The organism is Allobaculum sp. JKK-2023 (genome assembly GCF_034745455.1).
In the GTDB taxonomy this organism is placed as follows: Bacteria; Bacillota_I; Bacilli_A; order Erysipelotrichales; family Erysipelotrichaceae; genus Allobaculum.
Genome location: NZ_JAYERV010000003.1, coordinates 1028438 through 1042001, shown reverse-complemented (window position 1 = coordinate 1042001; position 13564 = coordinate 1028438). Strand labels below are relative to the sequence as shown.

Annotated in this window: 7 protein-coding genes and 3 rRNA genes; 5 read left to right on the top strand and 5 right to left on the bottom strand. The window is 46.6% G+C overall.

Features of this window, described 5'->3' with window-relative positions:
* Positions 1 to 168: 168 nt before the first annotated feature.
* A complete protein-coding gene (locus tag U4956_RS04185) occupies positions 169 to 1065 on the top strand; it encodes an NAD(P)/FAD-dependent oxidoreductase (protein ID WP_323089245.1) in 897 nt (298 codons plus the stop codon).
* Positions 1066 to 1336: 271 nt separating this feature from the next.
* Positions 1337 to 1657, top strand: coding sequence for a hypothetical protein (locus U4956_RS04180; RefSeq protein ID WP_323089244.1), 321 nt, complete (start codon positions 1337 to 1339; stop codon positions 1655 to 1657).
* A gap of 143 nt (positions 1658 to 1800) precedes the next feature.
* Here the strand turns inward: U4956_RS04180 and U4956_RS04175 are convergent, their stop codons facing one another.
* From U4956_RS04175 to U4956_RS04165, 3 genes are all read right to left on the bottom strand, one after another.
* Positions 1801 to 2706 carry a DUF362 domain-containing protein gene (locus tag U4956_RS04175; protein ID WP_323089242.1) on the bottom strand — a complete coding sequence of 302 codons (906 nt, stop codon included), beginning with the start codon at positions 2704 to 2706 and terminating at the stop codon, positions 1801 to 1803.
* 99 nt (positions 2707 to 2805) lie between these two features.
* The gene (locus U4956_RS04170) at positions 2806 to 3441 is read right to left on the bottom strand and encodes a hypothetical protein (protein WP_323089241.1); all 636 of its coding nucleotides are present in this window, start codon (positions 3439 to 3441) and stop codon (positions 2806 to 2808) included.
* Positions 3442 to 3452: 11 nt separating this feature from the next.
* A complete protein-coding gene (locus U4956_RS04165) occupies positions 3453 to 4007 on the bottom strand; it encodes an ECF transporter S component (protein WP_323089240.1) in 555 nt (184 codons plus the stop codon).
* A 607-nt stretch (positions 4008 to 4614) separates the two neighbouring features.
* On the opposite strand from U4956_RS04165, the gene U4956_RS04160 reads away from it, so the two are divergent.
* From U4956_RS04160 to rrf, 3 genes are all read left to right on the top strand, one after another.
* Positions 4615 to 6143 (top strand): 16S ribosomal RNA (locus U4956_RS04160).
* A 322-nt stretch (positions 6144 to 6465) separates the two neighbouring features.
* Positions 6466 to 9347: ribosomal RNA gene (locus U4956_RS04155) — 23S ribosomal RNA — on the top strand.
* Positions 9348 to 9580: 233 nt separating this feature from the next.
* A 5S ribosomal RNA gene (rrf, locus tag U4956_RS04150) occupies positions 9581 to 9687 on the top strand.
* The 16S, 23S and 5S rRNA genes sit together here, the layout of an rRNA operon.
* 194 nt (positions 9688 to 9881) lie before the next feature.
* Here rrf and U4956_RS04145 read toward each other — a convergent pair.
* Complete coding sequence (locus tag U4956_RS04145) at positions 9882 to 11339, bottom strand: MATE family efflux transporter (protein WP_323089239.1); 1458 nt, start codon at positions 11337 to 11339, stop codon at positions 9882 to 9884.
* 765 nt (positions 11340 to 12104) lie between these two features.
* A complete protein-coding gene (locus tag U4956_RS04140) occupies positions 12105 to 13478 on the bottom strand; it encodes an IS4 family transposase (protein WP_323089238.1) in 1374 nt (457 codons plus the stop codon).
* Positions 13479 to 13564: the final 86 nt, after the last annotated feature.

The window sequence follows — 13564 nt, the reverse complement described above, 5'->3', positions numbered from 1 at the left end:
TGGTTGGGCTTTTTTAAAGCGCTCTCATAGATATGGGATAAAAAATCAGACAGTCATGGTTCATGCGGTTTGTCCAGAAGATCATCATAATTGTCTTGTTAAGATGTCTGATCCTGACGAACGGATGATTTAAGAGTAGGATTCAGATGTAAAAACGGAGGGAACACGATGTACGATACAATTATTATTGGTGCCGGCCCAGCTGGAATCAGCAGCTCTATTTATGCAAAAAGCCGGGGCAAAGACGTTCTGGTTCTTGATCAGAAAGGTGTAGGCGGCCTGATTGGCAATGTCTCTACTGTCACTCACTATTCTGGAATTCTTCCAGGTGAAACCGGACAGACCTTTGCGGCTAGATTGAAAGAACAGGCTGAGGGTTCTGGCGTTGAAATCCGCGTTGAAAAAGTTGAAGACGTCGATCTGGTCAGTGAACCCAAAAAGATCAAAACCGACAAAGGTGAATATGAAACCAAAACTGTAATTCTTGCCAATGGCGGATCTCCAAAAATGCTGGGGATCCCAGGTGAAAACCTCGGGGGTATGCGTCTGAATGCGCCACGTGATGGCAGAAACTATAAAGGTAAAACTGTCTATGTCATCGGTGGTGCTGATGGTGCTGTCAAGGAAGCTCTGTATCTGAGCAATCTGGCAAAGAAAGTTGTGATTGTCTGCGTTGAAGACGAACTGATCAGTATTCCTGAATTCAAAAACAAAGTTGAAGCTGCTGAAAACATTGAAGTTATGCCACATACTTCTTTGACAGCTGTTGATGGTGGGGCTCATCTCAATAAACTGGAGTTCACCGATCTGGCGACAGGTGAAAAGACCATCGTCGAAGATCCAGAAGCTGGAGTCTTTGTTTATGCAGGTATTGTTCCAAATACTGCCATGTATCCCCAGCTGGAACTGGATGCAGCCGGCTTTATTCCAACTGACGAAAATATGGAAACCGCAATTCCAGGTGTCTTTGCGGCTGGCGATATTCGCTCCAAGAAAATCAGACAGGTAGCCACCGCAGTCAGTGATGGTGCCATTGCCGGCATCCAGGCTGCCACAAAAGCTTAACCATTTACCTGCAGATGTCTTTTGCAGAAAAGATCTTTCCCCCAGAAGATGATTTTCTGCAAACTAAATCTCAAGCGATTCAAAACGATCCAAAAGGCCCGGGCAGGGCCTTTTCTTTATGGACGCCGGCAGACATGGGTAAAAACTGTCCCAGGACTTTAAAGCAGACTACAATCAAAAGCAGAGTACTCCATGCGAAAGCATCGGTAAGTCCTGATCGAAACCAGTCGGGCCAGAGTCTGGCTGGAAAAGGAAAAGAGGAAGAGACAATATGGCAGATTACGTATTCAGTGTTCCCGTCAATGAGCAGGGGATTGAAGATCTCGAACAGGAAGTCGAAGATTCTTTGGCGATTCATGATTATGAAATGAGTGAAGAAGAATTTAAGGGGATGGAGAAAACTGGCCTTCTGGACAAGATCAACCAGGAATGCGGTCTGAATCTTGCCAGGGGAAGAATTACGCAGATTCCACTGGATCAAGCAGATCAAGTTTTGAAACTGCTTGCTCATACCGGATATGAGAACTCTGGTCTGGCGGCTGCGTTGATCGACGCTCAGTACTTCATGACCTGGGTGGAATGCGTGCTGTAAAAATCCAGATCTTTTCAAACGAAGAGTGAGACCATCTAAAACCGAGAATACGAAAAGAGCAGCCCACAAAAACAGGCTGCTCTTTTCATTGAAGAATAAAGTTGATCAATAAAAATGTGGTTGAATCAGAAAGTCAATAAGCTTTAAGCTTCTTCGTCGATGTTGATCAGTTCATACTCACGGTTGCCGAAGTTCAGAGCTTCTGCAGCTTCGAGAATATGACGACCATGACGGCTTTCGATCCGTTCTACCAGGTGATCACGTCCTGGATCGTCAGAAGCGAAGATCATATCAATGCAGGCCTGGTCGATCGCAACGGGGTCAGTCGAAATCATGACACCAATATCTTTCATGCATGGGTCTTCCGCAACATGGCAGCAGTCGCAGTCTACAGACAGGTTGACGAGCGCGTTGATATACACAACGTTATCTTTGAAGTAGGTATCCACGGCTTCGGCAGCATCAGCCATTGCTTCGATGAACTCTTCCTGTTTGACTTCTTTTTCCCAGCAGTCTCTCATATCTTTGGACTGACCGCAGGAGTGGATAAAGCACTTTCCGGCAGAAGAAGCGCAGCCGATGGACAACTGTTTCAGTGCACCGCCAAAGCCGCCCATTGGATGACCTTTGAAGTGGGATAAAACGAGCATGGAATTGTATTTGGACAGATCACGTCCTACATAGTCTTCCTTGATGATTTTGCCATTAGGAATTGGCAGAACCAGATCTGGGCCCGTTGAATCCAGGATCTGGACGTTGAAGTTTTCGGTCCAGCCGTGCTGAGCCAGAACTTTTTCGTGTTCCATCGTGGTCGAGCGATGACCGCCCATGTCATGACCATAAGCAGTATTGCATTCGACAACCGTACCATTGACTTCATCGACAATTGGTTTTACGAATTCAGGACGCAGATAGTTCTGGTTTCCCTGTTCGCCAGAATGCAGTTTCACTGCAACGTTTCCTTTTAACTCTTTGCCTAACGCTTTGTAGAGTTTGACAAGTGTGTCAGGATAAGTGCTTTTCGAAAAATAAACTTTAGATTTTGCCATTGGGCTCTCCTTTTCTCTTTTTTGAAACTTCTATTGATGAATCTGTAAAAACGAAAATCTGTACTTCGTTTTCAGCAACCAAAAGCCAGAAAACATCTCTTACTTCAGATGGCCTAAATCGAAAACGAGATCAAAGCGGGCGGGGTCCACGGTCTGGAAGTAGTTTTCTTCCAGCGGGATCCAGCGGCTTTTAAAGTCCTGAAGTTTCTCTTTGCCGTTTCGTTTCTCGATCCTTTCCAGCTGCAAATCAGGATCGATTGTAGTCAGAATCCGCAGGTCGGCATAAGGACCAAGATCCGAGTTGGCAGCATAAGACCCTTCAAGAATCAGAACCTCTGGCTTTCCGATTGAAACAGGGGCCTGTAAGGACATGCTTCGACAGGAAAATGGCTGGTATACAATGGGCAGGCCATGCCTGGCTGGTTCGAGAATTTCTTGAATGATCCGTTCAGAATCGATGTTTCTTCCCGGCGTGGCATATCGCTTCGGGGTGCGTTGGTAAGGCTGGAGGAAAAAATCATCCAGATGAATCACCTGGCTGTTTTCAATCTGACTTTCCAGTAAAGCAGCCAGAGAGGTTTTTCCAGAAGCACAGCGTCCGTCAATACAGATGATCAGCAAATTTGAAAAGTCAGCGACTCCCTTTGAATTGGTCTTTTCTTTCTGATCCCGAAAAGAAGCCAGCTGTTTCTGGACCAGGCCGGCTGCTTCTTCGAGACTTGAAGGCTGAAACAAGTTGGAATCCATCAGGCTTTGGCAACAGCTTTCTCACTCTGGAAGCGAAGAACGCCAGTTTTATTGAGCACGAGCATAATGGTTGGAATCAATAAAAGCTGAAGGACAATACCTGGCAGACCGCTCATGATGGCCGCGTTCATAAAGATCTGGAAGGAATAAGGCTGACCGAGCAGGGAAGTAATCGTCGTCATGACCAGACCATAGATCAGACGACCTCCAATCATTGCGCTGATTAATGCCTGATAAACGGTACCCAGATCCTGTTTGGAACTGGAATTATAAATCAGACCACTGATTGCCCCGTATGCGGCCAGCTCGAAAGCCATCGCAAAGGCTATTGGAAATAAGACGGGCATGCCAAACAGTGCACTTCTTACCAGTGGAGTGGCAAAACCAACCGCAAGACCATATTTCCATCCACAGATCAGCCCGCAAAGCAAGATAGGAATGTGCATTGGCAGCAACATCGAGCCGACGTATTGAATCTGGCCCGTTAAAAACGGAAGCAGTAATCCAAGAGCCAGAAACAGAGCCGCCAGCGTAAGTTTCTGAACAGATTTCATTTTCTTTAATCTCCTTTCCCATAAAGTTCAGTCATTTGACTGTTCTTTTTCCATTATAGACGCTAGGAGGACCCTGTACAAACTTTATCTTCAAATTGAGTTATGCTTATTTTGGGTATGAATTCGAATTAAGAATGCTCAAAAAGCATTAAACGAGAAACTCTCGCTCAGTGGATGGAAAAATGACAGGATAAGAATCATTTGGATTAAACAATCGCTTTAAATAGCGGATAATAAAACAGTCAACAGATGAGATAGTTCAAAGCGAAAATAAATTCACAAATAAACTTGCATTCTGCGAGGCACTTATGGTAGAGTAATCAAGTACTTGCGAAAGATTTCGCAAATACAGATCATCATCAATTCCGAAAAACGTCTGAAAATATGTTGAGAAAATCTTCACAAAAGATGTTGACTTCTGGATCTGCTGATGATAAGATAAACAAGCCTTGTGAGGGAAATTGATTCGCTCACAAACAGATGGCTCTTTGAAAACTCTGATTACAGACAATTCAATATTCGAAATTAACACGTCGATTCTTGAAACAACACTTAATACTTCAATAATCAATTCACGAAATAAAACGCAATAGCGTTGAGTCAATATCAAATGGAGAGTTTGATCCTGGCTCAGGATGAACGCTGGCGGCATGCCTAATACATGCAAGTCGAACGGAACACTTTTGTGTTCAGTGGCGAACGGGTGAGTAACACGTAGATAACCTGCCCATATCCGGGGGATACGCTTTGGAAACGAAGTCTAAAACCCCATAGGAAAACAGAAGGCATCTTCTGTTTTTGAAACAGGCCCTAAAGCCTGGGAGATGAATGGATCTGCGGTGCATTAGTTAGTTGGCAGGGTAAAAGCCTACCAAGACGATGATGCATAGCCGGCCTGAGAGGGCGATCGGCCACACTGGGACTGAGACACGGCCCAGACTCCTGCGGGAGGCAGCAGTAGGGAATTTTCGTCAATGGGCGCAAGCCTGAACGAGCAATGCCGCGTGAGTGAGGAAGGTCTTCGGATCGTAAAGCTCTGTTGCAGGTCAGAAAAGAAGAAAAGAGGAAATGCTTTTCTTTTGATAGTAACCTGCCAGAAAGTCACGGCTAACTACGTGCCAGCAGCCGCGGTAATACGTAGGTGGCAAGCGTTATCCGGAATGATTGGGCGTAAAGGGTGCGCAGGCGGCGTGGCAAGTCTGAAGTGAAAGGTACGGGCTCAACCTGTACAGGCTTTGGAAACTGCCACGCTCGAGGACAGGAGAGGGCGGTGGAACTCCATGTGTAGCGGTAAAATGCGTAGATATATGGAAGAACACCAGTGGCGAAGGCGGCCGCCTGGACTGTTACTGACGCTCAGGCACGAAAGCGTGGGGAGCAAATAGGATTAGATACCCTAGTAGTCCACGCCCTAAACGATGAGGAGCAGGTGTCGGGGGTAATGCCCCGGTGCCGAAGCTAACGCAATGACTCCTCCGCCTGGGGAGTATGCACGCAAGTGTGAAACTCAAAGGAATTGACGGGGGCCCGCACAAGCGGTGGAGTATGTGGTTTAATTCGAAGCAACGCGAAGAACCTTACCAGGCCTTGACATGGGATGCAAAGACTTAGAGATAAGTTGGAGGTTATCATCCACACAGGTGGTGCATGGTTGTCGTCAGCTCGTGTCGTGAGATGTTCAGTTAAGTCTGGCAACGAGCGCAACCCTCGTGATCTGTTACTACCAGTAAGATGAGGACTCAGATCAGACTGCCGGTGACAAACCGGAGGAAGGCGGGGATGACGTCAAATCATCATGCCCCTTATGGCCTGGGCTACACACGTACTACAATGGCGCCTACAGACGGAAGCGAAGCTGTGAAGTGGAGCGAACCCGAGAAAAGGCGTCCCAGTTCGGATTGAAGTCTGCAACCCGACTTCATGAAGTTGGAATCGCTAGTAATCGCGGATCAGCATGCCGCGGTGAATACGTTCCCGGGCCTTGTACACACCGCCCGTCAAACCATGGAAGCCGGCAACGCCCGAAGCCGATGGCATAACCTGAAAAGGAGTGAGTCGTCGAAGGCGGGGCCGATGACTGGGGTTAAGTCGTAACAAGGTATCCCTACGGGAACGTGGGGATGGATCACCTCCTTTCTAAGGAGAAAGTACAAGGAAGCATTAAGTAACTAAGTTGGAGTCTGTAACAGAGTTTTGGAAGAGCGATCTTCCAGATTGAGTGATAGAGAAATCTTCATTCGATCACAACATGGATCTTTGAAAAACGAACATCAGTATAAGACATAACAGAAGGTCTGACGTAAGTTGTAAGTAACAACGTTACGAAAGTAACCGACTGAAAAGAGAGAAGAAATTCAATCTTTGAAGTCACAAGATTTACCAAGTCAGAAAACAGTTAACAGTTCTTATTAGAAAAATCTCGAAAAAGCATAGTTAAAAACAAGCATATTTGAAACTAGATCAAGCAAGGAAGGGCGTACGGAGGATGCCTTGCCACTCTTGAATGATGAAGGACGCATCAGACTGCGAAAAGCTGCGGGGAGCTGTCAGGAAAGCGACGATCCGCAGGTATCCGAATGGGGGAACCCGGCTGGAGTCATATCCAGTCATCCATATTTCTGAATATGGAGAGCAACCCGGTGAACTGAAACATCTAAGTAGCCGGAGGAAAAGAAAACAACAGTGATTTCCCGAGTAGCGGCGAGCGAAAGGGAATTAGCCCAAACCATAGCGATATGGGGTTGTAGGAGCGCACCAGACGAAACGCGAGTGAACAGGAACGTGATGGAAAGCACGGACACAGAAGGTGAAATCCCTGTACTGGAAAGCAAGCCAAGTAGTCAGCGAGATCCTGAGTACGACGGGACACGTGAAATCCTGTCGGAAGCAGGCGGGACCATCCGCCAAGGCTGAATAAGTAAGAGTGAGCGACAGTGAAGAAGTACCGTGAGGGAAAGGTGAAAAGAACCGCGCAAGCGGAGTGAAAGAGAACCTGAAACCGTATGCCTGCAAGAAGTCAGAGCCCGTCAAAGGGTGATGGCGTGCCTTTTGTAGAATGAACCGGCGAGCTGCTTTTGGATGCAAGGTTAAGCAGGAAAATGCGAAGCCGAAGCGAAAGCGAGTCTTAACAGGGCGAATGAAGTAGCCAGGAGCAGACCCGAAACCGGGTGATCTAGCCATGGGCAGGTTGAAGCAGAGGTGAAACTTTGTGGAGGACCGAACCGACCATCGTTGAAAAGCTGGCGGATGACCTGTGGCTGGCGGAGAAATTCCAATCGAACCCGGAGATAGCTGGTTCTCCCCGAAATAGCTTTAGGGCTAGCGTTAATGCAAGCCTGCGGAGGTAGAGCACTGAATTCATGATGGCCCCATCCCGGGGTACTGAATGGAATCAAACTTCGAATGCCGCAAGGAGAGTAGTTGGCAGTCAGAGTGTGGGTGATAAGGTCCATGCTCAAGAGGGAAACAGCCCAGACCGCCGGCTAAGGCCCCAAAATGATGACTCAGTGGAAAAGGATGTGGGGACGCACGGACAACTAGAAGGTTGGCTCAGAAGCAGCCACCCTTTAAAGAGTGCGTAACAGCTCACTAGTCGAGTGGCCCTGCGCCGAAAATGTACCGGGGCTAAGTCATCTGCCGAAGCCGCGGATAAGGATTGAAAGATTTTTATGGTAGGGGAGCGTTGCATGTTCATGGAAGCAGAATCGTGAGAGTCTGTGGAGGACATGGAAGTGAGAATGCCGGTGTGAGTAGCGAGATGCAGGTGAGAATCCTGCACACCGAAAGCCCAAGGATTCCAGGGGAAGGTTCGTCCGCCCTGGGTCAGTCGGGACCTAATGATAAGCCGACAGGCGAAGCAGATGGAAAGCAGGCGAAGATTCCTGCACCCGCAATAAAGGCGATGGAGTGACAAAGACGGGAAGTGTGACCCTCTTAATGGATTGAGGGCCAAGCGCGGCAGTACGGATCCAGGCAAATCCGGATCAATGCGTACAGAGCGTGAAGGGTAAGCGAAATCGAAAGAAAGTAGCCAAGCACATGGAGCGGCTTTCAAGAAAAGCTTCTAGCTTAAACTTTATTGCGGCCCGTACCAAAACCGACACAGGTGGGCGCGCTGAGGAAGCGAAGGTGAGCGAGAGAACTGTTGCCAAGGAACTCGGCAAAATTGCCCCGTACGTTCGCAAGAAGGGGCGCTCGAGAGAGCCGCAGTGAAAAGGCCCAAGCGACTGTTTAACTAAAACACAGCTCTATGCAAAGCCGCAAGGCGAAGTATATGGGGTGACACCTGCCCGGTGCTGGAAGGTTAAGGGGATCTGTTATCCGCAAGGAGAAGCAGTGGTCCGAAGCCCCAGTGAACGGCGGCCGTAACTATAACGGTCCTAAGGTAGCGAAATTCCTTGTCAGGTAAGTTCTGACCCGCACGAAAGGTGAAACGATTTGGGCGCTGTCTCGGCAGCAGACTCGGTGAAATCTTAGTACCTGTGAAAATGCAGGTTACCCGCAACTAGACGGAAAGACCCCATGGAGCTTTACTGCAGCCTGGTATTGGGTTTTGGATGATCATGTACAGGATAGGCGGGAGGCTATGAAGAAGGAACGCCAGTTTCTTTGGAGCCGCCGTTGGGATACCGCCCCTGATGATTTGAAGCCCTAACGTGAAGAGAGAATCTTACAGACAGTGCCAGGCGGGCAGTTTGACTGGGGCGGTCGCCTCCTAAAGAGTAACGGAGGCGCCCAAAGGTGCGTTCAGTCTGGATGGAAACCAGACAGAGAGTGTAAATGCAAAAGCGCGCCTGACTGCGACACCAACAAGTGGAGCAGGGACGAAAGTCGGGATTAGTGATCCGGCGGTGCCGAATGGAAGGGCCGTCGCTCAACGGATAAAAGCTACCCTGGGGATAACAGGCTGATCCCGCCCAAGAGTTCACATCGACGGCGGGGTTTGGCACCTCGATGTCGGCTCATCGCATCCTGGAGCTGGATTCGGTTCCAAGGGTTGGGCTGTCCGCCCATTAAAGCGGTACGCGAGCTGGGTTCAGAACGTCGTGAGACAGTTCGGTCCCTATCTGTTGTGGGCGCAGGAGATCTGAGGGGAGCTGTCCTCAGTACGAGAGGACCGGGATGGACCTGCCAATGGTGCATCGGTTGTCACGCCAGTGGCACAGCCGGGCAGCCAAGCAGGGAATGGATAAGCGCTGAAAGCATCTAAGTGCGAAGCCAGCCCCAAGATAAGATCTGCGGTAGATAAGACCCCTTGAAGACTACAAGGAAATAGGCTGGGTATGGAAGTTACGTGAGTAATGAAGTTGGCCAGTACTAATCGGTCGAAAGCTTAATCTAAGATAAACGAGAGCGCCTGTTGGAGTGATGAAGAATGAAGAAGATGGAAACAGAGTCAAAGACGCAAGTTAAAGACAATGATTCCAGAATCATTCAAAATCACAGACAGGCGGTAATAAGAAGTAAACGATCAGAAATGATCCAATCATAACTGTAACCAAGGTTATGTCGAGGCTGGTGTTTGTTTTTGAAAGATCCATGAGATAAAATGGTTAAGTCGTAAGACAAACCGGTATGGTGACGATAGCCAATGGGTCACACCCGTTCCCATCTCGAACACGGCCGTTAAGCCATTGAACGCCGACGATAGTGTAAAAGCAAAAATAGGAAGTTGCCAGACAAAGTTAAATCCCTGAAGAATAAAGGAGAAATCCGATATTCTTCAGGGATTTTTTCGCTTTGGGCAGATAAACGTCATCCGTATAACTGAAAATAATAGCTTTCCAAAAGAAAAGAACCTGCCGCAGATTTCGGACAGGTTCTGATGTTCAAGAAGATAAGAAGATTCAGGTTAGGATGAAGAGCAAACCTTACTCAGGCAAGCGCCGCTTCTTCTTGGACTTCTTTTTTAAGAGCTGTGGCTTTGAGCCGTTTGTTGGCAGGCTGGGTAAAGATCAAAGCCAGAATCAACAAGATCGCTGCACTACCCAGCGAGAGGGGGAAGACTGCAAGAATGGTCTGGAAGGTTGGGTTCATTGGGAAGATGAACAGAATCCAGAAGATGCGCAGAACGCACACCCCAAGCGTAGTGAGAACGGCTGGCAGAACTGAGATGCCAAAGCCGCGCAGGTAGCCGGAAATCACTTCGTACTGTATGGAGAAGAAATACGAGCAAAGCAAGGTGACTAAACGCAGATAACCATATTCAATGACTTGGGGGTTGTTGTTGAAAAGCGCAAGGAGCTGATGGCCAAAGAGAATGATGGTTCCGGCGCTGACAAAAGTTACCAGGAAGCCTTCTGTCAGACAGGTTTTGAGAACCTTCTTGCAGCGTTCGATCTTGCCGGCTCCATAGTTGGCGCCGGTAAATGTCGTGCAGGCCTGACCAAAAGAAGACATGATGTTGTATTCAATGGCTTCAACGTTAATGGATGCACTGCTCGAAGCCATGACGATGGTTCCTAACGAGTTGAATCCGGATTGGATGACTACATTGGCAATGGAGAAGACAGAAGACTGAATTCCAGAAGGGATGCCAATGCGTAAAATGCTGCCCAGCAGTTCCTTTTGAATCGGATGATCAAATAAGGCATTGAAAGTGACAAGTTTATTTTTAAGCAGAAAAATGAACAGTACAGTCCCACTGATCAGATTCGAAACAACTGTAGCAATAGCTACTCCATCGACGGTCATATGAAAGCCGGCAACCAGAACAATATTGAGAATGACGTTGATGACTCCGGCAATGCTTAAGGCAATCAGTGGAAGCTTTGGATTGCCGACGCCGCGAAAAATGGCGGCTTCAAAGTTGTAGAGCAAGATGACCGGCATTCCCAGCATATAAATGGCAAGATACAAATCAGCCATTTCAAAGACTTCATCTGGAACGCCCATCCAGTGCAGAACGGTGGTCGCAATCGCTTCTCCTAAAAGAGTCAGGCCGATGCCGCCGATGATCGCAATCCAGATGGAAGTGACAACAGCTTTACGCACTCGCTTATGACGATTGGCTCCAATGGCATTGGCAATGACAACATTACTGCCAAGGGAAATGCCGATAAACAGATTGACGAGCAGGGAAATCAAAGAACCACAGGCACCAACAGCAGCCATGCAATGAGCGCCCAGTTCTCCGGTGAACTGACCGACAACGGCTACGTCAGCCGCATTGAACAACTGCTGCAAGACTCCGGTACAGGCTAACGGCAGGGCGAATAAGATGACCTTTTTCCAGAGCGAACCTTCAGTCATATTCATTCCCTGGATTGCTTTTTTGCCTTGCTTTTTTACATCATCCTTGGCAGATTTTGTTTTCAAACTCTCTTCTTCCAAAATATTTTCTCCTTCCTGTCAGAACAGACCGTAGTTTCGATATGGATGTATGGCTTTGAGGCATCCTTTGGCGAACAGCTTAAAAGGTCCAGCCTGATTAGAATCAGTCTGGACAGTTTGAATTCGTTGAAGGAAAGCTGCTTTAGATCTTTTGATCCATCGAAGACGGCTTGTTGTTTTTCCTTGTCGACCGAAATCATCGATCTGGTAAAATTCCGGATCTGTATAAAGAGTGGTGGACAAAGCATGTCAATCATAGACCATTTTGATGTTTTTGTTTGACATTTTTAGAAAAACGAAGTAAAGCGTTTTCGTTTGCTGGAAATATGGCATGATTTTGTTGCAATGACGCAAAGTTGAAAGATCGACATTTTGGGGCCTGTCGTAAGAAAAGCGGAATATTTCTGAATGGGTTCTGATTGAACTCCATTGATCGCAAGATCTGTTGAGTTCATGAACCTGCAAAGCAGGATCGAATCAGGAATGTTCAAGTTAAAGGAAAATTGTGGAAATAAAGCTAAAAGCCCAATGTCATTTAGCTAGAAAAATATGACCTCAAACTTTGTATAAAAATCAAAGACAAAGTGGATGATAGGAATAGAATTTGCTGCTGATTATATCCATATGCACCAACCAAGCACAAAATATACTGATTGATTTGGCTGTATTCATCAAAATAGGTGCACTAAAAACAACCCTTCGATAAGAGCCGTTTTTAAGAATTGTATGGGTGGTTTGTATCAATAAGATGCGCATATAATGCACTTATCGATAGGCGAACCATATCAAACGATTGGGATGGAGATTTCGCTTGAAGCTCCTTTCCGGCCGAACGGGCAGTTTTTCTCTTAGCAGCTCCTCGGTCAGAGCTTGAAACTCCGCTTTTGTAATTTGACAGATTGTTCGTTTTTTCGTCCATTTCGGAGTAAACGTGTTCCTGATAGCCCGTATCGCCTTAGTTGTATTGATTTGGTATTCATAAGTTGTCTGCTTCTCTTCTTTATTATCCGATTGAGATGATTCAAGAACACACTTTTTGATCTCGGAAACCAGATTGTAGAAGATAAGGGATGAATAAATCTCCTGAATGATGTATTCTGCTTTTATCGAGTGGATACGTTTCATTCCTATTCCATATTTAAGCCAGGAGAAACTCTGCTCGATTCGCCACCTTAGGTGGTAAATAAATCCAAGAGCCTCCGGAGGAAATTCTGCTTCATCCAGATTGGTAATCAGTCCTTCCCAGACGTTGTCGCCAATCTCGATAGCTACCACCCTGCAGTCAAAATCAATAAATTCAGATTCTTGATCAATCTGTCTCATTGATTTTTTGACCAGGTATTTCATCTGGGGGTTTTCTTTTTCCTCTTTTCTTTGGTGGTGGGTAAGAATGCGGCTGATCTGCTGGTCTTCTGTATGGTCAAGCTGTGTATAAGTCAGGCAGCTATACTCTCGTTCTTTCATACGTATGAGGTATTTGTGCCCTAAGGATTCAATAAGCTTACACAATGGATAAGAAAAATACCCTCTGTCCATGACAAAGAGAAATGTCTCGCCAGGATAAGCTTCATGAATCTCCTTGACCATTTTCATAGCAGCGCCCCGTTCGTCTTTGGACCTCTGGTCTTGAGTGACGATGGCTAAAAATTTGTCATTAAGTACGTCATAGGCTGCGTTAACGTGAATACCGGCCCGGATAATGTTTTCCTTGTTCTTGGTATAAATGATGTAGTCAGGTTCATCTTCATTTGGCGCAACAGGTTCATTGGTTCCGTCAAAAGCGATTACCCTGTGTTCTTTATATTTTTTATCCATGGAATAAAGTGCCAATGTGGCTTTGTGCAGTGCTGAAAATACGCTGACTGGAATCTTGGCTTTTGTCTGAACAAGTGCCGAAGCAGATGGTCTTACACTGCCCATGCCGAAATAGTTCATGGATAAATCGGAGAGTGTTGATCCATTCCCGATAATGGATGTATTCAGGAAATGGAACAAGTTTATTTTTGATGATCGATAATGACTTCGTGAGAAAGCTCCTGTTTGAGAAGCAAGAATCTTCTCCTGTTTGTAGGCAAATTCCTCAAGGGATTTCATGAATTTTTGATAAATCACGGACGGCGAAGTAACTTTAGTTGCCATATTTTCCTCCTTATAAAGTTATGTTTTCAACGTGATAAGGATTAAATTAGACAATTATAGAGTTGTTGTCAAAGCTAATTTTCGTT

Excerpts from the sequence above, each read along its gene's own strand:
- U4956_RS04165 (WP_323089240.1), bottom strand. The coding sequence starts at position 4,007 with ATGAAATCTGTTCAGAAACTTACGCTGGCGGCTCTGTTTCTGGCTCTT.
- U4956_RS04175 (WP_323089242.1), bottom strand. The coding sequence starts at position 2,706 with ATGGCAAAATCTAAAGTTTATTTTTCGAAAAGCACTTATCCTGACACA.
- U4956_RS04140 (WP_323089238.1), bottom strand. The coding sequence starts at position 13,478 with ATGGCAACTAAAGTTACTTCGCCGTCCGTGATTTATCAAAAATTCATG.
- U4956_RS04185 (WP_323089245.1), top strand. The coding sequence starts at position 169 with ATGTACGATACAATTATTATTGGTGCCGGCCCAGCTGGAATCAGCAGC.
- U4956_RS04180 (WP_323089244.1), top strand. The coding sequence starts at position 1,337 with ATGGCAGATTACGTATTCAGTGTTCCCGTCAATGAGCAGGGGATTGAA.